The organism is Brumimicrobium salinarum (genome assembly GCF_002844555.1).
Taxonomy (GTDB): Bacteria; Bacteroidota; Bacteroidia; order Flavobacteriales_D; family Crocinitomicaceae; genus Brumimicrobium; species Brumimicrobium salinarum.
Map to the genome: position 1 here is coordinate 20,942 of NZ_PJNI01000020.1, position 22,328 is coordinate 43,269.

Consider the following 22,328-nt stretch of genomic DNA (forward strand, 5'->3'; position numbering starts at 1 on the left):
AAATCTTTAATTTTATAGGTTATCAATGTATTTCTTGATATCTTCTTTGGCCTCTCCAGTTTTCTCCTGAATTCTACCAATTAATTCATCCTCTTTCCCCTCTTGATACTGTAAATCATCATCTGTTAGATCAGCATATTTCTGTTTTACTTTTCCTTTCAGTTGATTCCAGTTTCCTTTAATTTTATCTTCTGTTGATCCCATTTTGTTTGTTTTTTTATGATTAATATTTGTTTGTTATCACTAATATACAAAGGGTTTACGTTAATTAAAACCTCATTGCTGTTAAAAAATAATAAGAAGGTATTATAAGGCTTGATTTTAATATTTTTTTGAAAAAACACAGTTAGAAATTTATTCAAAAGACAAATCTCAGAATCTAATTTAGACGCATTTTAAAATAATTCAATAATAAAAGGGCTTTCTTTTTTTATGAAATAAAAACCCATTACCTTTGCACAATTTTTTAAACGAAAATCCTTAAAATTATTGATTATGAACGAGTTTTTCGCAGCATTTAGTTTCAATGAGATTTTTAAAGCAACGATGGTACTTTTCGCTGTTATCGATATTATTGGCTCAATTCCAATCATCATTAAAATTAAAGAAACTTCTGGTGACATTCACTCGAGTAGAATAACACTTGTTTCCTTAGTCTTAATGATTGCTTTTTTAATTACAGGAGAAAGTCTGTTGATGCTCTTTGGTGTTAATGTGGAGTCATTCGCTGTCGCTGGTGCATTTATTCTATTTGCAATGGCAATAGAAATGATTATGGGTGTAGAATTATTCAAGGAAACTCCTATGAAAGGAAAAAGTGCTGGAATTGTTCCGCTTGCATTTCCAATTATTGCAGGTGCAGGTTCGATGACAACCTTGATTTCTTTGCGTGCAGAGTACGAAATGGTTAACATCTTAATCGCTATTTTGATTAACATGGCAATTGTAATTACTGTTCTTCGTCTCACGAGAAGAATAGAGCGTTTACTTGGCCCAGGTGGGGTGGCAATTTTAAAGAAAGTGTTTGGAATTATTCTACTGGCAATTGCAGTAAAACTATTTGCATCGAACGCCGCTTCTCTCTTTGTTAAGTAGCGTTTGATCAAAAACACGAAATGCTTATTCTTAACATTTTTGCTTAAGATTATTGAAACGAAAAAATCCCCAATAGAAAATTCTATTGGGGATTTTAAATTTATGTTTTGGTTTGTTTACAGTTTGTAAACAATGAGCTAAATTACTTAGCTGCGTTGTATCTTTTGTTTACCTCATCCCAATTAATTACGTTGAAGAATGCTTCAATGTAATCTGGTCTTCTGTTTTGGTAATTCAAATAGTAAGCATGTTCCCAAACATCAATTCCTAAGATAGGTGTTCCTCCACAACCTTCTCCCATTACTGGGTTATCTTGATTTGGTGTAGAACAAACTTCTAATTTTCCGTCTTTTACACATAGCCATGCCCATCCTGATCCGAATTGAGTAGCTGCTGCTTTTGAGAATTCATCTTTAAATGCATCAAAAGAACCAAATCGATCATCAATTGCTCCTTTTACATCTCCAGTTGGATTTCCTCCACCATTTGGTGACATTACTTGCCAGAATAAATCGTGGTTATAAAAACCTCCACCATTATTTCTTACAGCAGCTTTATCTTTTCCTTTTACAAGAATTTCTTCAATCGACTTTCCTTCTAAATCTGTTCCTTCGATTGCTGCATTCAATTTATTGGTATATCCTTGGTGGTGTTTACCATGGTGGATCTCCATTGTTCTTTTATCAATATGTGGTTCTAATGCATCATGTGCATAAGGTAACTTTGGTAATTCAAATGCCATTTTAATGTTGTTTTTTAATTAATAAATCTGTTTATTCAAATATAAAAAATTAAAACTGATTTTGTTCTATTCTTAATTTGAAAAATCTTAATTCTTCTTAAAACCTCCAACCGAAATCTTCAAGAAACAATTGATCAACATGCGCTCTAACAGCTTCATTTTGAATTTTATCCAAAATATCTCCAATAAATGCAGCAATCAACAATTGTTGTGCACTTTTTTTAGAGATTCCACGTGAACGCAAATAGTAAATTGCTTCTTCGTCTAATTCACCAATTGTAGATCCATGAGAACAGCGTACATCGTCTGCATAAATCTCTAATTCTGGTTTAGAATTTACACTTGCTCCTTTCGATAGCAAGATGTTTTTGTTGGATTGGTATGCTTCTATCTTTTGAGCATCTTGACGAACAATTACTTTTCCATTAAAGACTCCAACAGATTTATCATCCATCACTCCTTTATAGGATTCACTTGATGTACAATTAGAATACAATTGATCAATAATTGTATGGTTATCGATGTGTTGCTTTTCAGTTCCTAAGTATGCACCATTCATTTCTGTATGGCAGTTTTCACCTTCCACAATTACATTTAAACCGTTTCTCGTCAATTGACCACCTGTGGTAACTGTATTGATCAAAAAGTTACTCGATTCATCTTGAATAAACATTTCATTTGAAATATTCAAAACGTCTTTAGCTTCAGTTTGCAATTTATTGATTCTGATGCTAGCATTCGTTTCAACATGCCCTTCTAAAACGACATTCGTAAAACCATTGCTGGCATTGTTTGAAGCAAAGCTCGTTACGATTTCCGCTTGAGAACCCATCTCAGCATGAATAAAATGACGTGCATTGGCCATCACTTCTTCTCCTTCTAATACATGAAGAATGTGAATTGGATGATTCGCTTTTTTATTCTTTTTGATTTGAATGAATACTCCACCAGTTTGGTATCCTTTGTTGATTAAAGAAAACACATTTTCCTCTGTATCCTCCATTAAATCGGTGTAATATCCTTCATCAAGTTCATCAATTTTATGAATACTCACAGTATCATCTTCCAAAATTGTTGATGCTTTTTCATCGTAGAATCCGTTAACGAAAACCAATTGATGTGCATCTAAATCAGCAATTTTGAATTGATCAACATTTGCTGTTGTTTGAACTTGTTTATATTTTCTTTTTACGTATTTCGCTACACGCGTATACTTCCATTCTTCTACTCGTGTAGTCGGGAAATCCATCCCATTCAGTGCGTCGAGTGCTTGTTGTCTAACTTTAGAACCATCTTCTGGTCGCTTAAAGTCAGATACAAACGCCAACACTTTATTATCTGCAACTACTTCCATATTTATTGAGCAATTTCTTCGTTAATCCAATCGTACCCTTTCTCTTCTAGCTCTAAAGCTAAATTTTTGTCTCCTGTTTTAATGATTTTACCATCATTCAAAACATGTACAAAATCGGGTTGGATGTATTCTAATAAACGTTGGTAATGCGTAATCAAAATGATTGCATTGTCTTTTGAGCGCAATTTGTTTACTCCTTCAGAAACAATGCGTAAAGCATCGATATCTAAACCTGAATCTGTTTCATCAAGAATTGCTAGTTTTGGCTCCAACATTGCCATTTGGAAAATTTCGTTTCTCTTTTTCTCTCCACCTGAAAAACCAACATTTACTGCTCTACTTGCTAGTTTGTTGTCTAATTCCACCAAAGCAGAAGCTTCTTTTACTTTTGCTAAGAAGTCTTTTGCAGATAGTTTATCTTCTTTTCTGTACTCTCGAATTTCATTCATTGCCGTACGTAAGAAGTTCACATTAGAGACACCAGGAATCTCTACAGGGTATTGAAAAGCCAAGAACATTCCTTCTTTGGCTCTATCTTCTGCGTCCAATTCTAATAAATCTGTATCCGCAAACTTTACAGAACCTTCAGTTACTTCATAACCGTCTTTTCCTGCTAAAACAGAAGCCAAAGTTGACTTTCCAGAACCGTTTGGTCCCATTATTGCATGAACTTCGCCTGCTTTAACTTCTAGGTCTAAACCTTTTAATATCTCTGCTCCTTCTTCAACTGATGCGTGAAGATTTTTTATTGTTAACATATACTGTGATTTTCTTTATTAAACTTTTTAAACTAATTAATTTATCCTACTGAGTTTTCTAATGAAATTTCAAGTAGCTTTTGTGCTTCAACAGCGAATTCCATTGGCATGTGATTCAATACTTCTTTACAGTATCCGTTCACTATTAAACCAATTGCCTTTTCTTCGTCAATTCCTCTTTGTTGACAGTAGAAAATTTGATCTTCTCCAATTTTTGAAGTCGTTGCTTCGTGTTCAATTTTTGCCGTATTGTTCTTACATTCGATGTATGGGAATGTGTGTGCTCCCGAACGATCTGATAATAATAGCGAGTCACATTCTGATCTATTTCTCGCATTTTCAGCTCCAGGATGAATTTGTACCAATCCTCGGTAAGCGTTTTGCGATTGACCAGCTGAAATCCCCTTAGAAATAATGGTGCTTGAAGTATTTTTTCCAAGATGCACCATTTTTGTTCCTGTGTCGGCTTGCTGGAAGTTATTGGTTACAGCTACAGAATAAAATTCTCCAATTGAATTATCTCCTTTTAAGATACATGAAGGATATTTCCATGTTACTGCAGAACCAGTCTCAACTTGTGTCCAAGAAATCTTTGCGTTTTTCTCACAAATCCCTCTTTTCGTTACAAAGTTAAAAACTCCACCTTTTCCTTCTTTATTTCCAGGATACCAGTTTTGAACTGTAGAGTATTTAATTTCAGCATCATCTAGTGCGATAAGTTCTACGACTGCAGCGTGCAATTGATTTTCGTCACGCATTGGTGCTGTACAACCTTCCAAGTATGAAACGTAAGAACCTTCATCGGCAACAACCAATGTTCTTTCGAACTGTCCTGTTCCCCCTTCGTTTATTCTAAAATAGGTAGAAAGCTCCATTGGACATTTCACACCTTTTGGAATATAACAGAAAGATCCGTCAGTAAATACAGCACTATTTAAAGCTGCATAAAAGTTATCGGTATGCGGAACCACTGTTCCCATATATTTTTTCACCAATTCTGGATGATTTTCAACCGCTTCTGAGAACGAGCAGAAAATGATTCCCATTTCTGCTAATTTCTTTTTAAAAGAAGTTCCTACAGAAACAGAGTCTACAACGAAGTCCACTGCTGTTCCCGTCAATCTTTTTTGTTCCTCTAATGAAATCCCCAATTTCTTCATGGTTTCTTTCATTTCTGGGTCAACATCCTCCCAACTTTCATATTTTTTCGTTTGTTGAGGAGCTGAATAATAAGAAATCGCTTGAAAGTCTGGTTTTTCATAATTTACATGCGCCCATTCTGGCTCTGTCATTTCTTTCCAAGCGTAATAAGCCTGTAATCTTTTTTCAAGCAACCATTCTGGCTCCTCTTTTTTTGCTGAAATAAAACGAATAATGTCTTCGTTTAGTCCGTTAGGCGCTTTGTCGGACTTAAAATCTGATGTAAATCCGTACTTATATTCTTGTTCTTCTAAATTCTTTGCTAAATCTTCTTCGGTGTATGTATTACTCATCATTGAAATTTTTAATTGTTAAATAGAGAAACTTTCTCCACATCCGCATGTCCTATCTGCATTGGGATTCACAAACACAAAACCTTTTCCGTTTAATCCACCGGAATAGTCTAAAGTTGTGCCAACCAAATACAAAAAACTCTTTTTACTCACGACTATTTTGACGCCATTATCTTCAAAAGACTTATCGTCTTCAAGTTCTTTAGTGTCAAAATTGAGCTCGTACATCAAGCCTGAACAGCCGCCACCTTGAACACCTACACGAATAAAGCTGTTGGGCTCTCCCGACTCTTCCATTAATCGCAAGGCTTGTTTTCTAGCAGATTCTGTAACTTTTATCATATTTAAAACTTCCTTTATTTGGTTATTTATATTAAATCTAAATAACTTCATTTAAAAGGCAAAAATACCTAATTAATGGTATTTGACAAATAAATAAGTAAATTATTTTAATGGATTCGGGAAAGTTGACATTTTTATGAGATCAAAATATGTCTTATTGCTTAAAAAACAACAAATTCTGCGTAAAAAGGGCTTACAAAAAGCATTTTCTTAAAAACCGAACAACTACATCATAAACTCACTGAGGAAGTTTAATTTTAATAATGAAAAACTATACCATTCGATTAAAGAGATTTTACAGCGAAAACAAAAATTTCGCTCTACCTCTTAAGCCTTTAAAATCGCAAAACAAGCTATAACACTGAATAGCTAATAGCTAAAGAATAATCGAAAAGTTTATGTCAGACGTCAGTATTTCGTTATTCGTTATTCTTCAATTCGCAATTAATTAATATCCAACCACATATAGTTTGTACAAGCATTATATCTTTTATTTTTTTTCGGGACTTAAAGCAATGTTAATATTTCCTTAACATTAAAGCCACTATTGCTATCAAATACTCGATTAATTTTGCAGAAGAATTTTAATAAACTCATGAAAAAAAACTTCTTTTTATTACTCGCTGTATTGCTGAGTGCTTTTTTTGCTAATAACACTTTAGCTCAATCTCAACAACAAACGATTCCTGCTCAAGAAGAGTCAAGCGTAGATAGTATTCAAAACCTAAACTCAAAGACCAAAGTTGAAGGCTTTTCTGTGTCATGGAATCTGAATTATGGGATTTTTCAAGAATTAAAAGAAAAAGGATATTCAATTTCTATTCGGTACAATACCAAAATTGGCGCAAATCGACATAGTAAAGGGTACGAAAACTCTGATTGGACAGAAGTACACAATATTGATTTGAATTCTACGACTTATACAATTACCGATTTAGAAGGGGAGCAGTCTTATGTTTACCAAGTAGGTTTATCAAATGGAGATACCCAATACTGGTCCAGTAAACAAGAAGCAAAAACAGAACGCAGTTGGGGGATATTTCGTTTTCTAGTTTTAATTGGTGCTTTAGGAATGTTCATTTATGGAATGAAAATCATGAGTGAGGGTTTACAACAAGCAGCAGGATCAAGATTAAGATACTTACTTGGATCGATTACCTCAAACCGAATCAAAGGGATTTTAACTGGATTTGGAATCACATCAATTGTACAATCCTCTTCCGTTACCACCGTAATGACGGTTTCTTTTGTAAACGCTGGATTAATGACCCTGGTTCAGTCTGCAGGTGTCATGATGGGAGCAAACATAGGTACTACAATAACAGGTTGGATTATCAATATCTTTGGGTTTAAAGTAAGTATTGGTTCTTATGCCCTTGTTTTAATTGCAATTGGAGCGCCACTTATGTTCTTTGGTAAACAAAAAATCAAAGCATGGTCTAGTGCTATAATTGGATTTTCTTTATTATTTATGGGGCTTGGCTTTTTAAAAGATGCTGTTCCAGAACTAGACGAAACTTCTGCACTGGTTCAGTTCTTTGTTGACTTTAAAGATATTCCGTTCTTAAGCACCATCCTGTTTGTGTTTTTAGGAACCTTAGTGACCATAATTGTACAATCCTCTTCAGCTGCTTTAGCACTAACTATGACATTAGTAGCAGGAGGAGTAATACCTTTTGAGGTTGCTGCTGCAATGATTCTAGGTGAGAATATTGGTACAACCATCACAGCAGAGCTTGCATCTACTGTTGGAAATGTACATGCGAAAAGATCAGCACGGATTCATTCTTTATTTAATGTAATTGGGGTTACCTGGGCAGTATTGTTATTCCCATTTTTAATAGATGCAATTGGTGCGTTTATGGCTGCGATTGGCGCAGGAGATCCTTTTAACAACCCAAAAGAGCATGCTAATACAGGGATTGCTATCTTTCACACAGCTTTCAACTTACTAAATGTGTTAATTATGATTTGGTTTGTCCCTTGGATTGTGCGTGTGGCTGAACGAACGGTTAAATCTAAAGGCGGAGTTGATGAAGAGTTCCATTTGGATTATATCGGAGCGGGCTATATGTCCACTCCAGACCTATCACTTCTAGAAGCGAAAAAAGAAATTGCCAAGTTTGGTGAATTAACAAGTAGAATGTCCAAATTCTCACGTGATTTATTGTTTGAAAAAAGCCGTAAAAAACAGAAAAAACTAATTGAACGAATTGGGAAATATGAGGAGATTACTGATAGAGTTGAAGTTGAAGTGGCGAACTATTTAAGTAAAATATCGGAAGGTGAGCTAAGCGTAGATACTGCCATAAGAATTCGAGGAATGAACAGTATTGTGAATGACTTAGAAAGAATCGGAGATATTTATTACCAAATTTCAAAAAGCTTAGAACGCAAAGCTGAATCTAAAATTTGGTTCTCTCCAAATCAACGAAATCGTTTGGATGAACTCTTTGATTTAGTGGATGAAGCTTTCGAAGTAATGTGTGAAAATTTAACCATGCATTCTGCTGATGTATCTCTTGAAAAAGCCATTAAAATAGAAGATAGTATCAATAAGAAACGTGATCAAATCAGATCTGAATACCTAGATGCATTATCAAAAGATGATGAACTACACATGAAAGGTGGGATTATTTATAATGATGTATTTGCCTCTCTAGAAAAGGTAGGGGATCACATCATCAATGTTTCAGAAGGAATCGTTGGAAAAGTTTAATCGAATAAATATATAGTGCTGTAGGAGACAGAGGTTTTCCTACACACTAATTTTTTCTTTAATTGGATCTTCATTTAAACCCCCGATAAAGAATAAAAAAATCGTTTCCATCGTGTATTTTTGGCCAATAATGAATTGTTTTGACTAAACCAAAATTCCAAGACAGGGTCTTTTATAACATAAAATAGCTAACTTCATCGACTAAGTCGGCTTTTTTAGATTGAATTACACCTGACGCTGAAGGTCTCAAGTAATTATAGCCCCGTGTAAGCAAAGCGCAACGCGGGGCTCTAAATATCGGTATATTTCTTTTTGGCGGCATTTTTGTCGCGTAGCAAAACAAAAATGATGACAAAAAAATCGTCAATCAAAATATTACCTGTATTTTAAAGTAGCGGGGCTTTTGTGATATAAAATAGCTGATTTTAGTAACTTAGTCAATTTGTTAGATAGAATTATTCACCAATCACAATGTCTATAAGTATTGAAATTAAACGCATGAACCGAGTCTGCGAGCCCAAAGACCAAAGGAGTTAATAATCCAGGTAAAGACAATAAGCATCTAAAGCCATCAAACCTTTGTTTTACAAAACTTCTATCATCTCAACACATTAACATGTCCAGTATGCACGTGGCGTTTGTCGGACATTGTTTCTTTAAATTCTATTTTCCAAACATAAGTACCTTCTTTTACAATTTTTCGGCTATTTGACCCATAGGTACCTGACCAACCTTTTGTCGTATCATGAGATTCAAATACAAGTTCTCCCCAACGATTAAAAATATATAAGGTAAAATTTTGCGGATCGAATCCATGCGTAAAAACAGGCTGAAATGTTTCATTGTATTTATCTTTATCTGGCGTAAAGGTGTTGGGCACATAAAAAATAATTTTGTCTAAAACTGTTACAACCTGTACAGTTGTATCTGTACATCCTTCATCTGTGAAAGCAATCAGCTGTGATGTATATGAATCTGGCTCTAATGGGAATTCAACTATTGGATTGATATCATTTGTTGGGCCATGAAATTCGATATTCCATTGATAGAAATCAGCAAAGGAAGAAGTGTTCATGAACTCAACTTCAGGATCCATAACATTTGGTTCTTCGGGCGTATAGTAAAAGTCTGCTATGGGATTATGAAACACCTCAATATAATTGTCTTTGCTTAGTGTATCTAAACATCCTTCATTACTTTCAACTATTAAGTTTACATCATAAAAATCAGTTTGACTTCCAAGATTTTCAAAACAATCAGAAAACGACTTATCATTCGCATAAGTTGTTCCATCACTTAAAGACCAATAGTAATTTGATATTTCAGATGGTGCATTAATAGTAGAAATAGAATTTATAGAGGGGCAAATTGGAGAGCATCCATAAAGATCAAATCCAGTAAAGTTAGCAACTGGTTTTGGATGCACAACAACTGCTAGGCTTGTATCGTGTTGACATCCGTTATTAGATTCTACAGACAAGTTAACTTGGTAAGTTCCATCATTTTGGTAAAAATGCCCAGGATTTTGAACATTGCTATTGTTACCATCATTGAAATTCCAATCCCATAAGGTTACAGAGTTACTGGTATAATTATTACTTACCGTAGATAAATCTGTAAAATCAGTCTCAAACCCCAAGCAAACATCTGTAGCTGAAAATTGAGCTACTGGTAAAGGATAAACTGTTGCATCGATAGTTATACTGTCTTGACAACCTTTATTGGTTGTAATTAAGAGTTCCGTAGGATAAATACCTTCGTTTGGGTAGGTATGATTTGTATTTTCAGAGTTTGCTGTTGCTCCGTCACCAAATTCCCAACTGTAATTTACAATAGCGTCATCTGTTACGGGATTAACGGAGGAAGTATTCGTAAAGATATTATTTTGCTTGAAACAAATCGGATCTACGGTAAAATTAGCTGTTGGAAGCGCGTTAATTGTCACTTGTTGGGTGATTTCATTCGAACAACCATGCTCATTAACAACGGTATGACGTAAATCGAATTGACCATCATTCGGATATTCATACATCAATTGCGACCCAGTTGCATCGTCTGTTCCATCATTTGTATAGTCCCATGAATACGATGAAATTTGATATCCTAAACCATCAGCAGTAGAATTGGCAATTAAAGTTTCTTCATCACAAACATCATCAAAAGTGAAATTAGCGATTGGGTTTTCGTAGATAAGTAAATCACCACTAACCGATTTTGAACAGCCCTTATCATCGACTACTGTTAAATCATAATCATACAAGCCCTCGCTAGAAAAAGACGTTGTAAAGCTTTGATTGATCTCAGTGAGCGTTCCATCTACCAGCCAATCCCATGAGATAATCGGATTTTGATGTGTTCCAACCTCTCCAATGGACACCAATTCATCAATACAGCCGTTATCCGCATCAATTACAGGATCAGGTAATGGATTTACGCGATATTCCATCGTAATTAATGAAGCAGCACTACACTCAATATTCTGAGGTAAACATTCTAATGTATATAAATCTGCTTGAGGAGCTGTAAAACAACGAGAGTTACTTAATACATTTCCATTACTATCCATCCAATTGTAAGTAGCCATATTCGCAGGACCACATAGTTCATCTGTAGCAGTAATTGGATCTAAACAAGACTCTTCTGTCATTTCGGAATTCACAGGACAATCAATATCAATTAAAACATAAGCCCAATCAGGTCCAGGTCCACACCACTCTACACGAAATACTGCGGTGACAGCCTGTCCAGCATAACCACTTAAGTCCATAGAAACAGTATTCCAATCTGAGTATGTTACAGGGTGGGTTCCTGGACTATCCCCATCTGCTTGCGGATTATAAAAAGAAGCAGGATTCGGAGTTTCAACGAAAGTATTCACACCAACTGCTCCTTGATCAGAAGAGTAAAAACATTCATATTGCGGACATCCAAGTTTTGCTCCGTTTTGATCGTAAAATTCAACCCATAATTTAGCTGCTTGATTAGCAGGATGTGGAAAATTGAAAATACTCATTGCAAAGTGAAAGTTAAACAATGTTGTTCCAGTTGCAGGTACATTAATCACTCGATCCAACCGTCCATCTCTACAGCAGTCTCTATCACTACTGATTTTTGCCGAATTATTACCACCACCAGGATAAACCCAAGGGTAACCGCCATAAGGGTCGACACCATTGTTTACAACAGTAACCGCCCCTGTAGCATTCCATCCTGATAAAGTTCCATCTTCAAAATCCCAATTACCTCCAGCACAATCAAAAACATTCGCACGCTGATTAAGAATAGGCCCTGGAGAGCCATAAAATCCTAGCTCGTATTTTTTATCAATAAATTTTCTTCTTGCTGATTCAAGATAATCTTCTAATTCAGAAGAGTCCACATCATGCATAAGAATATGTGCTTTTTCTTCCGCCTCATCAAAACCATTGAGTGAATCTGAATAAGATTGAGCATTCAACCCATTACTCAATAATAAACATGTCAAAGTCAATAAAAATATAGCGCTCTTCATAATCAAACAGATTTTAACAAATAAAATTAAAGCATCTCGATCGCTACGTCAAAAAAACGAATCAATTTGTTTGAAATTGAGGGGTTAACACTCATCTATTCTTCAATATGAAATTAAATGATGAATAACAGTTATGCTAGTGTGAACTTATACGAATGAATGCAACGGTAAAAAATCAGATTCAGTTTGACTGTGTATTTCAATTCAGAAAAAAACTTCTTTTTATAGCCAGACAAATATTGAAAGGAAAGGTCTTTTTGGAAAAGATCATTAACTGATTATTAATATCAAACACATATTATCCGATTGAGTATATTTGTATCGAAACAACAATAAATTGAATACATGAAAGAGATTTATAACAAATCACCTCAATGAAAGCAGCAAAAACACCACTAGAAAACATACTCATTAATTCTAAAAAGGAAAAGATGTTGAAGTATATAAGAACACATCCTACAGATTTTAAAGAATTAATTGATTTAGCTCTTTCAAATCAACAACCCTTTTCTTGGAGAGCAGCTTGGTTGCTCCATAATTGCATGGATAAAAATGATTTACGCATCCATGCGTATGTGTCTACAATTATTGATCGACTCACAATGTTTTCTGATGGACACCAACGGAATCTCTTAAACATTCTTCTAAAAATGGAAGTACCAGAAGAAAATGAAGGACTTTTATATGATTCAAGCGTAAAAATTTGGTTAGATTTAAAGAAGCAATCTTCTGTTCGATCTAAAGCTTTTGAAGTAATTTTTCAGTTAGCAATGCGATACCCAGAATTAAGACAGGAAGTAAGCGCAATGACCGATAAACGATTTGTAGATGCCTTGTCTGCTGGGATTAGGAAGTCAGTTCAGAGGAAGATTGGAGAAATGAAAGGATGAAATTTTTCGAGACACTTTGAATACTGACAGTACTTTACATTTTTTGTTAAGAATTTTCTCCTATTTTTTGATACGCATACATTCATTGGATGTAAGCTCATGAAAAACTATTTAAGTTATTCCCATCAAATCAAGCGTTTCTTTAGAGGCAGCTTGTTCGGCAATTTTCTTAGAATTACCTTTCCCTTTCCCATAAGGATTTGAATTAATATAAACTTCAAGTTCATAATGCCATACACCGTCTAGCAACTCTTCTCTTATGGTCTTAAACTCGATGTTTAATCGATTTTTTTGCGCCCAAATAAAAAGTTTACTTTTAAAATCTATCTCTTTTTCTAGCAAGGTAGGCAAATCCAAATGTAATCGCAATATAGTATGGAAAACCGATTTTTTAACAGCCTCATATCCGCCATCTAGATAAATAGCACCAATTAGCGCTTCAAAAGCATTTCCTTCGAGGGTAGCCAATCGAATACTTCTCCCCTTTTGATATACAATATGTTCGGACAGCTGCATGGATTGGGCAATTTTGGTTAATGTTTTTCTACTAACCATTTTAGATTTCACTTTAGTTAAGTGACCTTCATTTTTGTCGGGAAATTTATGGTACAAATAATCAGCTATTGTAGCATCTAGAATAGTATCACCTAAGAACTCTAATCGTTCATTAGATACCAGTTTTGCTGATGTATTTGCTATAGATTTATGAGTAAGTGCTATTTTAAAAAGCAATAAGTTTTTGGGACGATATCCAAACTTTCTAATGATAAAACGAATGAGTGCTAAATCCTTCTTTCCTTTCGGAGTCGAGCGGAACGCAAACCATCTTAACAAAACCTATTGTTTTAACTTTTTAAATATTGCAGAGGTATTATGACCTCCAAAACCAAAGGTATTTGATAAAGCAACATTTACTTCTCTTTTTTGAGCTTCATTAAACGTAAAGTTGAGTTTATCATCAATCTCTGGATCATCTGTAAAGTGATTTATAGTGGGTGGTACTATGTCATTTTTAACAGACAAAATACTTGCTATTGCTTCAATTGCACCCGCAGCACCTAGTAAGTGACCAGTCATAGACTTTGTTGAAGAGATATTCAAATCATAAGCATTCTCTCCAAACACTTGTTTGATTGCTTTAGTTTCCGCAATGTCACCCAAAGGAGTAGAAGTTCCATGTACATTAACATAATCAACATCTTCAGGCTTCAATTCGGCGTCCTTTAACGCTTCTATCATAACATTTCGAGCTCCGATTCCATCGGGATGTGGAGCTGTAATGTGATAGGCATCACTAGACATTCCGCCACCTGCAACTTCAGCGTAAATTTTCGCACCTCGTTTTACAGCATGGTCGTAATCTTCTAAAATTAATGCTCCAGCACCTTCACCTAAAACAAATCCGTCTCTGTCTTTATCAAAAGGACGCGACGCAGTTTCAGGAGAATCATTACGCATCGATAATGCACGAAGACCATTAAATCCACCAACTCCCATTACAGTTACAGCAGCTTCTGAACCTCCTGTTACAATAGCATCAGCTTTTCCTAAACGAATTAAGTTAAAAGCATCAATAATTGCGTTTGTAGACGAAGCACATGCAGAAACGGTAACGTAATTTGGCCCACGCAAACCATACTTTATAGAAATATGCCCTGCAGCTATATCAGCTATCATTTTTGGTATAAAGAAAGGATTGAATTTTGGTGTACCATCTCCATTTAAGAAGTTAGTATGCTCATCCTCAAGAGACTTCAAACCACCAATTCCTGAACCCCAAATTACACCAATTCGCTCCACATTTGGACTAGATTCCATTAAATTAGAATCAGCCATAGCCTCCGATGCGGAGACCATGGCATATTGTGAAAATCTATCTAATTTTCTAGCTTCTTTTCTATCAATGTAATCTGTTACATTGAAGTCTTTAATTTCACAAGCAAATTGCGTTTTAAATTTGGAAGCATCAAACTGCTGTATAGGGGCAGCACCACTTTTCCCTGCCAGTAAAGCGTTCCAATATTCTTCTAAATTATTTCCTATTGGTGTAAGTGCACCTAATCCTGTTACAACAACTCGTTTAAGTTCCATGAGGCTAATCTAAATTTAAAAATTGCATTGCGTTGTGTAGTAAACTAAGTTTACTTAGCGTTTTCTTCAATGTAAGTAACTGCTTGACCTACAGTTTGAATATTTTCTGCTTGATCATCAGGAATCGCTATGTTAAATTCTTTTTCGAATTCCATGATTAACTCTACTGTATCTAGAGAATCTGCTCCTAGATCATTTGTGAATGAAGCTTCTGTTGTTACTTCTGCTTCTTCTACACCTAACTTATCAATAATAATTGATACAACTCTTGATTTAATATCAGACATTTTTCCTAATTTTAAAGGTTTATTCAGCCTGCAAAGAAATAATTTATGTTTTGAAATTCAAAATATAAACATAAAATTATCAAATTACCTATTGAACAAACCTGTTGGTTACTTGTTTTTAATAGCCTTAGCGGCATTTATTTTATTGTAAATATTTTTTTACAACGGTCTAAAGATAGAAAAATAATTGATTTTAGACACTATATTATGTTTGCTATAACTAAAAAAATAACTTTGTAAAAAAAGTAGTTTATGATTATTCGTTCAGCTTCATTTGTCATTAGTAACACAGAAGTTAATAAATGCCCCCATCCCGACATGCCAGAATATGCATTTATCGGAAGGTCAAATGTTGGTAAATCTTCTTTGATCAACATGCTTACGAATCATAAGAAGCTAGCCAAAACATCTGGAAAACCTGGAAAAACTCAACTGATCAACCATTTTCTAATTAATGAAGCGTGGTATTTGGTAGACTTACCAGGTTATGGCTATGCAAAAACTTCTAAGTCGAATCGAAAGAAGTGGTCTGCATTTATTGATGAATATCTTCTCACAAGAAAAAACCTAATGAATACATTTATTTTGTTAGATAGCAGATTGGCACCACAAAAAATAGATTTAGATTTTATGATGTGGTGTGCTGAAAATCAAATCCCATTCTCAATGATTTTTACAAAAACAGATAAATTATCAAAAGTTGCTACTCAAAAAAACATTGCAGCCTATAAAAGAGAAATGTTAAAATACTGGGAAGAAATGCCTACATACTTTATTACCTCAAGCGTTGAAGGAACGGGGAGAGATCAAGTTTTAAAATATATCGATGAAGTAAACCCACTTTTTGATGTAGATTAGACTATCTTTTCCAACGACTTTTATAAATAGATTGTCGGTAATCATCTAAGATTTCATTTCCATTTCGTGCCCGAAACTTCTTTATCCACTTTGGATAGCCTTTGTGCATCTTACGCTCAAATTCTTTATGAAAAAGAGGAATAATCGCCAAAAAATAAACCATCCGGTCTCCTACTTGTAATGGCGGGAAATAATCTTCTAAAAAAATCGGGTCTGCCATCAAAAAATATTCTTGTTTCATGGTTTCCGAAATTTCTTTCGTAGGATTACCATTTGCAATAGTATGGCCGGGACCATACCAAGATTTTTGCTCAATTACATTTCTAGCTAATTTTTGAATTACTTCAAAAGGCCAATTAAAGTTGGGGTTCTCCTTATTGTCAAGCTCCCAATATCCAGGGATGCAAAAAAATATTTCGTTGTGCTCTCTACCTTTATATCTTTCCGGAACTGGCATGGTGTAATCTGACATCCCATGTGTAGATAAGATTGTGAGTGGGAATTTCTTCTCAATATCAATTTTCAACAAATCAATATAATCTCCGTCCTGTTGAGGATATTCACTCACCCGATGCGCTCCAAATCGTTTTTCTAATGCTGTTTTTAATTCGCTCATTTCTTTGTGTTAGTGAATTATGGAATCCACTTAATATCTTTAAAATCAGGCTTGCGTTTCTCTAAAAAAGCATTTCTTCCTTCTTTTGCTTCTTCAGTCATGTAAGCTAATCGTGTTGCTTCTCCAGCAAAAACTTGCTGCCCTACCATTCCATCATCTGTTAAATTCATTGCAAATTTCAACATTTTTATTGATGTTGGAGACTTTTCTAAAATCTCTTGCGCCCATTCATAGGCTGTGTCTTCTAGTTCTGCATGTGGAATTGCGGCATTTACCATTCCCATATCAACGCCGTCTTGCGCTGAATAGTTACGTCCTAAAAAGAAAATTTCACGCGCTTTTTTCTGACCAACCATTTTAGCAAGGTAAGCAGATCCGTATCCACCATCAAAACTAGTAACGTCTGCATCTGTTTGTTTGAATATTGCATGCTCTTTACTGGCCAGTGTCATGTCACAAACAACATGTAAAGAATGTCCACCGCCAACAGCCCAACCTGGTACAACCGCAATAACAACTTTGGGCATAAAACGTATTAATCGTTGAACTTCCAATATGTTTAATCGGTGCATTCCATCATCACCAACATATCCTTGGTGACCTCTCGCTTTTTGATCTCCTCCAGAACAGAAAGAGTATACGCCATCTTTACTACTTGGACCTTCGGCAGATAACAAAACAACACCAATTGAAGGGTCTTCTTGCGCATCGTAAAAAGCTTCATAAAGCTCGGAAGTTGTCTTTGGTCTAAAAGCATTTCTTACATCTGGGCGATTAAATGCAATTCGTGCTACTCCGTTTGATTTTTTATAAGTAATATCCTCATAATCTTTGACTGTCTTCCAATCTGCTTTTACCATAATTCAAATTTTGGTGTGAAGATAAAGAAATTACAGTACTTTTAAAATGAGGACCCACTAAAAAGTTACTATAAAGAATATAATTGACCTATTTAAAATTGAATGATAACATTAAACGACTAAATGATGAATCCCACTTTCCAACCTCTACTCACCGATGTCCGATAAAAATCAATAACCGACTGACCACTTTGAAAAGTTTTTGATACATCTGAAACTTCTAATTGTTGGTTCTTTTGTTGAATTCCATCTCCAAAACTAGATTCTGCTTCGGTATTTTCTTCTTCCAAAAACAACATCAATTTTCTTAAACTTTCCACACCTTCATTCGCTGAAATTGAAAAATCATCTGAAGTTACACTACGTACAAAAGTAATCTTTGCAATCGCCCGAGACATTAGCACATTCAACCTTCGGTGACCTTGCTCTTGATTTAATGGCCCAAAACGCATGTGGAAATCTCCGTTTTCATTCTTTGCATAACCCAAACTGATGATTAAATGCTCACACTGATCTCCTTGCACGTTTTCCAAAGACTGAATAAAAACAGCGTCCTTATCCGCAAGTTGGTCAAGATACTTTGTCGGAATTTTTTCTAAAATCGCATTCAATTGCGTCTGACTAAACGCCACTAATCCAAAATCAAATGCTTTATTTTTTATTTTTTCAATAATGATCTCCGCAACAATTCGCGCTTCTTTTTCGTTCGAACGTTCATTAAAAACACCGTCAGTGCTAATCAACTCAATGGGTTTTTGAGGATTTACTGTCGGGAACGTTTTTAGTTTATTTTCGTAGAAATATTGATTGCTAAAAGCAATTAAACGCGGATGAACCGAACGGTAATGATGCGTTAAAAGTGAATTCTCCCAATAAAAACTCGCATGATGAAGTGCATCTGCTTGTTGATGGTCTTTCTTCTGAAAATAAAACTGAGGTGCCATTTGTTGCTGATCCCCAGAAATGACAATGCGATTTGAACGCTGTACACTTCCTACAATATGACTCAATGGAATCTGACTGGCTTCATCAAAAACGGCTAAATCAAAAGCAAAATCTATCGGTAAACTTTTCGCTACGCTGTATGGACTGCAAAGAAAAACAGGATGTAATAACTGAATCCATAATTTGGCTTCACTTTCTAATAATTCTCGAACACTTGGGAATACACGTTTCTTCTCAAAAGCCTTAACGAGAATAGATTTTCCTTTGCGTAAGTTCTTTTTTAATGCTTTTTCCTCCTGACTGAGTTTGTTTGCAGGAGTTTGCAAAAGGGTGTGATATTCTTCAAACTTTGTTTTGATCTGCTGTGCAATTGAAAGGCTAAATTCCTCACTTTCTTTATCGAAAGTAGTAATACATTCTTCTATTTTTGAACTTAAATCTGATCCATTAATCTCCGCCAGAGATGGAAACCTACCTTTGAAATCTTTCCAATGTGAATTGTAAATTACTTCTTCCGCTTCTTTTAATGATTGGGTTTTGCTCAAAGCATATTTCGTCAGGTTGCTAATGCTTTCAATTCGCGCTGAATTTTCAACCAATTGTGGAAGAACCTCCTTGAGTTCTTGGATTTGCTTTTGAATCGGTTCTTTTTCGTCTAAATTGAAGTAAGTACGCAGTAATTGACTGATTTCAGTATGAATTGAAACACTATTCTTGATAGCTAAACGTTCTTTCTTCGACATCTTGAATAAAGACTGCACTTCATTATTGTCCACAGAATTTAAACGCGAAATTGCAAAATGAATGTGTTCTAAAACAGGGAACTCTTCAGGAATATTTAGTTTTCGTAGCTTTTCTTTAGTATTGATGAGATCTCTTCTTGTCGTGTTTAATTCCACTAAATTTTCTAATGCCTTTTTCGCTTCAAGCAAATTCAAATCGGTGTATTTAAAAACCTTATTTTTCGTTCGCCAATGTTTCAAGCTGAACCTTGTTGTGGAAGCCACTGCGGCAAGAAATTCTTGTAGTTCCGAAAGACTAAAACTTTTGTTCCAATGGGCTTCTTCACGTTTTAAAAGTTCTTCTTTTTCTGTTAATGTTTTTAATTCCTTGAATAATTTTAAAAATTGCTTTTGTTTTTTGCTGTCTTCTTCAAATAAATCACTGGGAAGTGCTTGATCATTGTAATAAAACAAAGAGACCAATCCACTAAGCTTGATGGATTTCTGAAGTTCGATGCAATTCAAGTTGTTATTCGAAACATTTTGAAGCAATCGAAGTGCTTTATTCATTGCTTCTTCAATTGAATGAATGGAGTTTTGTTCCGTTTTTAGTTTGCTCCAACCACCGAAAATAGGGAAGTCATTATTTTCTAATTGCTTTAAAATGATTTTGTCTTTTATCCATTCTAAAACACTTGGTTTTTTTGATAAATAGCGTGCTTTTTCATTGGGTGTAAACCCTTTTTTAAACGCATTAAAAGAAATGCCGCCAATCAAATCATGCTGACGTAAACGGTCAAGTGTTAAATCCAAACTTTGTTGAAGCAGCTCTGATTTTTGTCCGACAACCACATGTTTTTTAGGAATTGCTTCCAAGTATTTCCAAGTATTCTGCAGCGAACGAACAATATGTTTTGACTTTAACTCATGGTGATAAAGCACACAGAAATGGTGAAGTTCTTTCTTCTTCAGTTGGTCATAAATCACTTGTAAAGCGACTGATTTCTCAGCGACAAGCAACGCATTTTTATTACCACCCAACGCTTTCCCAATCAAGTTCGCAATGACTTGAGATTTACCCGTTCCTGGAGGACCTTGAATGACTAAATGATTGTCTTTTGATTTTTCAATTGCAACGCGTTGACTTTCGTCGGCAGAAAAGAGAAAATGTTCAGAAATTTCCAGAGGAGTATTTTCATTTTCTTCACCAAACAGACTTTTTAAGGATTCGCTCAACTGTGGAGCTTCTAGAACAGCATCCAGTTCTTTTTGCAAGACAAAACGATGCGGGTGGAAGTTTGCAGCCCAAATTCCGTTCTCAAGTTCTACCTTTAAGCCTAGACTTTGCAATTCATCAATTGCTTCTGTTGTGTTTTCGGGTAAAACCTTCAGATTTAATACCTTCAACAGTAAAGGATTGATGTAAAAGTCTTCAATTTGCTCTATTTCAAAAGTAGAGTTGAATCTATTTTTCTTAATCGAAGCATCCGCCAAAAGAAAAGGCATTTGATACATCTTTCCTTCTATTTCAAAATTGAATTTGTCTTGTGCGATTCCAAAAATTGGAGATCCCGTTTCTTTAATGTGCTGTTGATGCTGTTTTAAACATTTCTTTAGAAAAGCACTTTCTTCAATTGAAAATATTCCCTCTTCCTTATAAAAATCAGCAATAGAAATAGCGTTTTTCTCCGGAATCAAAGTCAACAACACATCATTTTGATTCGGCGCTAAAAGTCCATCCCTCCATTGTGTTATTTGCTTATGTATCGTTGCCATTTCTAAAAGCGAAAATAGGGTTTATTTTATAATTTCCGTTGAGCGAGAAGGATATGTAAATGAAAAAGGGTCTTTAGGAATAACTTACTTTTATCAGATTGGGAGGACGCAAATGCATGAGGAGGTGGAGAGATGAAGACAATTGTGTAGATTCTGCCTAGCAGAGTAGAAAACAATCATAGTCCATTTGACGATTTGTAAATCACAAACATTTCATTAATTTCACAATATATTATCCAGTAAAACTGTACAATATTTCTTGGTTTAGAGGATTTTGTGCGGATTAATTGGATGTATAAATGAGTTGCCCACAATACAAAAAAAACAATCATTACGGAAAAAAACCGTACGTAAATTTTGTTCGTACGGAATAATAGCGTACTTTTGAGAAAAAAGTAAGATTATGGCAACGAAAGAATTAAAACAAGAAAAAGCGAGATTTGATACACGTTTATCGAAGGAACAAAAGGTTTTTTTCGAGAGAGCTGCAAGAGTTGGCGGTTATAGAAGTTTAACTGATTTTGTGGTTTTAGCAGTACAAGAAAAAGCTAAAGAAATCATTGCGGAAAAAGAGCAAATTATTGCCTCAAAAAAAGATAGTGAAATATTTTTTGATGCAATCACGAATTCACCAAAAGCAAACAAGAATTTAATTGATGCTTCGAATGAATACAAAGCTCAATTATCTCAATGAAAGAACTTACAGAAAACCTAAATTCAAAACACAGAAAAAAAGAATTTTCTTGCGGGAAAGATATGCTGGATAATTATCTGCATAAACAAGCCAATCAAGATGTAAAACGAAAGCTATCAGCCTGTTTTGTTTTAAATGATAAGGAAACAGATTTATTAAAGGGATATTACACATTGGCAAATAATAGTATTCCACAAGATTTGATTCCCGCAGAATATCAAAAGAAACTACCAAATTCTTATAAATCGATACCTACTACTCTACTTGGAAGATTAGCAATAGACAACCGATTTCAGAATAAAGGAATTGGAAAATTATTGTTGATTGATGCCTTGAGAAGAAGTTACGATATTTCTAAAAGTATAGGCTCTTTTGCAGTTGTAACTGACCCAATAGATGAAAGTGCAGAGAAATTTTATGGCAAATATGGATTTATAAAACTGCCAGATAGCGGAAAAATGTTTCTACCAATGAATACAATCCGGACATTGTTTGAGTAGAAGTACTGTGGGCAATCGAGTAGACGGCTGACAGTCGAATGACTGCCAGTGCGCCTCTCACACCACTGTACGTAC

19 protein-coding genes are annotated in these 22,328 nt (G+C 34.9%); 6 read left to right on the plus strand and 13 right to left on the minus strand.

Annotated features, from left to right (window positions below; translation table 11 throughout):
* Positions 1-12: 12 nt before the first annotated feature.
* Positions 13-204: a CsbD family protein gene (locus tag CW751_RS13745; RefSeq protein ID WP_101335608.1), complete on the minus strand. Its 192-nt coding sequence runs from the start codon at positions 202-204 to the stop codon at positions 13-15.
* A gap of 291 nt (positions 205-495) precedes the next feature.
* Between CW751_RS13745 and CW751_RS13750 the strand changes: the two genes are divergently transcribed.
* Positions 496-1,095 carry a MarC family protein gene (locus CW751_RS13750; protein ID WP_101335609.1) on the plus strand — a complete coding sequence of 200 codons (600 nt, stop codon included), beginning with the start codon at positions 496-498 and terminating at the stop codon, positions 1,093-1,095.
* A gap of 142 nt (positions 1,096-1,237) precedes the next feature.
* On the opposite strand, the gene CW751_RS13755 is transcribed toward CW751_RS13750, so the two are convergent.
* From CW751_RS13755 to CW751_RS13775, 5 genes are all read right to left on the minus strand, one after another.
* Positions 1,238-1,837 carry a superoxide dismutase gene (locus CW751_RS13755; RefSeq protein ID WP_101335610.1) on the minus strand — a complete coding sequence of 200 codons (600 nt, stop codon included), beginning with the start codon at positions 1,835-1,837 and terminating at the stop codon, positions 1,238-1,240.
* A 97-nt stretch (positions 1,838-1,934) separates the two neighbouring features.
* Complete coding sequence (gene sufD, locus CW751_RS13760) at positions 1,935-3,191, minus strand: Fe-S cluster assembly protein SufD (protein WP_101335611.1); 1,257 nt, start codon at positions 3,189-3,191, stop codon at positions 1,935-1,937.
* Positions 3,192-3,193: 2 nt separating this feature from the next.
* On the minus strand, positions 3,194-3,949 hold the full coding sequence (gene sufC / locus CW751_RS13765) for a Fe-S cluster assembly ATPase SufC (protein ID WP_101335612.1): 756 nt from the start codon (positions 3,947-3,949) through the stop codon (positions 3,194-3,196).
* A gap of 41 nt (positions 3,950-3,990) precedes the next feature.
* Positions 3,991-5,442, minus strand: a complete 1,452-nt coding sequence (gene sufB / locus CW751_RS13770) for a Fe-S cluster assembly protein SufB (RefSeq protein WP_101335625.1) — start codon at positions 5,440-5,442, stop codon at positions 3,991-3,993.
* An 18-nt stretch (positions 5,443-5,460) separates the two neighbouring features.
* Positions 5,461-5,784, minus strand: coding sequence for a HesB/IscA family protein (locus CW751_RS13775; protein ID WP_101335626.1), 324 nt, complete (start codon positions 5,782-5,784; stop codon positions 5,461-5,463).
* 595 nt (positions 5,785-6,379) lie between these two features.
* Here CW751_RS13775 and CW751_RS13780 point away from each other — a divergent pair.
* Entirely contained in the window at positions 6,380-8,503 is a 2,124-nt protein-coding gene (locus tag CW751_RS13780; protein WP_101335613.1) for a Na/Pi cotransporter family protein, read from the plus strand.
* 598 nt (positions 8,504-9,101) lie between these two features.
* Here the strand turns inward: CW751_RS13780 and CW751_RS13785 are convergent.
* Entirely contained in the window at positions 9,102-12,014 is a 2,913-nt protein-coding gene (locus tag CW751_RS13785; protein WP_101335614.1) for a PKD domain-containing protein, read from the minus strand.
* Positions 12,015-12,388: 374 nt separating this feature from the next.
* Here CW751_RS13785 and CW751_RS13790 point away from each other — a divergent pair, with 374 nt between their 5' ends.
* Positions 12,389-12,904 carry a hypothetical protein gene (locus CW751_RS13790; protein ID WP_101335615.1) on the plus strand — a complete coding sequence of 172 codons (516 nt, stop codon included), beginning with the start codon at positions 12,389-12,391 and terminating at the stop codon, positions 12,902-12,904.
* A 111-nt stretch (positions 12,905-13,015) separates the two neighbouring features.
* Here the strand turns inward: CW751_RS13790 and rnc are convergent, their stop codons facing one another.
* From rnc to CW751_RS13805, 3 genes are read right to left on the minus strand one after another with little or no spacing between them, the layout of a single operon-like run.
* On the minus strand, positions 13,016-13,738 hold the full coding sequence (gene rnc / locus CW751_RS13795; RefSeq protein ID WP_101335616.1) for a ribonuclease III: 723 nt from the start codon (positions 13,736-13,738) through the stop codon (positions 13,016-13,018).
* A 3-nt stretch (positions 13,739-13,741) separates the two neighbouring features.
* Positions 13,742-14,995, minus strand: a complete 1,254-nt coding sequence (gene fabF, locus CW751_RS13800) for a beta-ketoacyl-ACP synthase II (protein WP_101335617.1) — start codon at positions 14,993-14,995, stop codon at positions 13,742-13,744.
* A gap of 50 nt (positions 14,996-15,045) precedes the next feature.
* Positions 15,046-15,282: an acyl carrier protein gene (locus CW751_RS13805; protein WP_101335618.1), complete on the minus strand. Its 237-nt coding sequence runs from the start codon at positions 15,280-15,282 to the stop codon at positions 15,046-15,048.
* 252 nt (positions 15,283-15,534) lie between these two features.
* Here CW751_RS13805 and yihA point away from each other — a divergent pair, with 252 nt between their 5' ends.
* A complete protein-coding gene (gene yihA / locus CW751_RS13810) occupies positions 15,535-16,140 on the plus strand; it encodes a ribosome biogenesis GTP-binding protein YihA/YsxC (protein ID WP_101335619.1) in 606 nt (201 codons plus the stop codon).
* 1 nt (position 16,141) lies between these two features.
* On the opposite strand, the gene CW751_RS13815 is transcribed toward yihA, so the two are convergent.
* The 3 genes from CW751_RS13815 to CW751_RS13825 all read right to left on the minus strand — a co-directional run bounded on the left by CW751_RS13815 (position 16,142) and on the right by CW751_RS13825 (position 21,059).
* Complete coding sequence (locus CW751_RS13815; protein WP_101335620.1) at positions 16,142-16,756, minus strand: suppressor of fused domain protein; 615 nt, start codon at positions 16,754-16,756, stop codon at positions 16,142-16,144.
* A 17-nt stretch (positions 16,757-16,773) separates the two neighbouring features.
* A complete protein-coding gene (locus CW751_RS13820) occupies positions 16,774-17,616 on the minus strand; it encodes a 1,4-dihydroxy-2-naphthoyl-CoA synthase (protein ID WP_101335621.1) in 843 nt (280 codons plus the stop codon).
* A 119-nt stretch (positions 17,617-17,735) separates the two neighbouring features.
* Positions 17,736-21,059: a DEAD/DEAH box helicase gene (locus CW751_RS13825; protein ID WP_101335622.1), complete on the minus strand. Its 3,324-nt coding sequence runs from the start codon at positions 21,057-21,059 to the stop codon at positions 17,736-17,738.
* Positions 21,060-21,462: 403 nt separating this feature from the next.
* Between CW751_RS13825 and CW751_RS13830 the strand changes: the two genes are divergently transcribed.
* Both CW751_RS13830 and CW751_RS13835 read left to right on the plus strand, forming a co-directional pair.
* Positions 21,463-21,753 carry a type II toxin-antitoxin system TacA family antitoxin gene (locus CW751_RS13830; protein WP_101335623.1) on the plus strand — a complete coding sequence of 97 codons (291 nt, stop codon included), beginning with the start codon at positions 21,463-21,465 and terminating at the stop codon, positions 21,751-21,753.
* Positions 21,750-22,253: a GNAT family N-acetyltransferase gene (locus CW751_RS13835; protein ID WP_101335624.1), complete on the plus strand. Its 504-nt coding sequence runs from the start codon at positions 21,750-21,752 to the stop codon at positions 22,251-22,253. The genes CW751_RS13830 and CW751_RS13835 overlap by 4 nt, the downstream gene beginning before the upstream one ends.
* Positions 22,254-22,328: the final 75 nt, after the last annotated feature.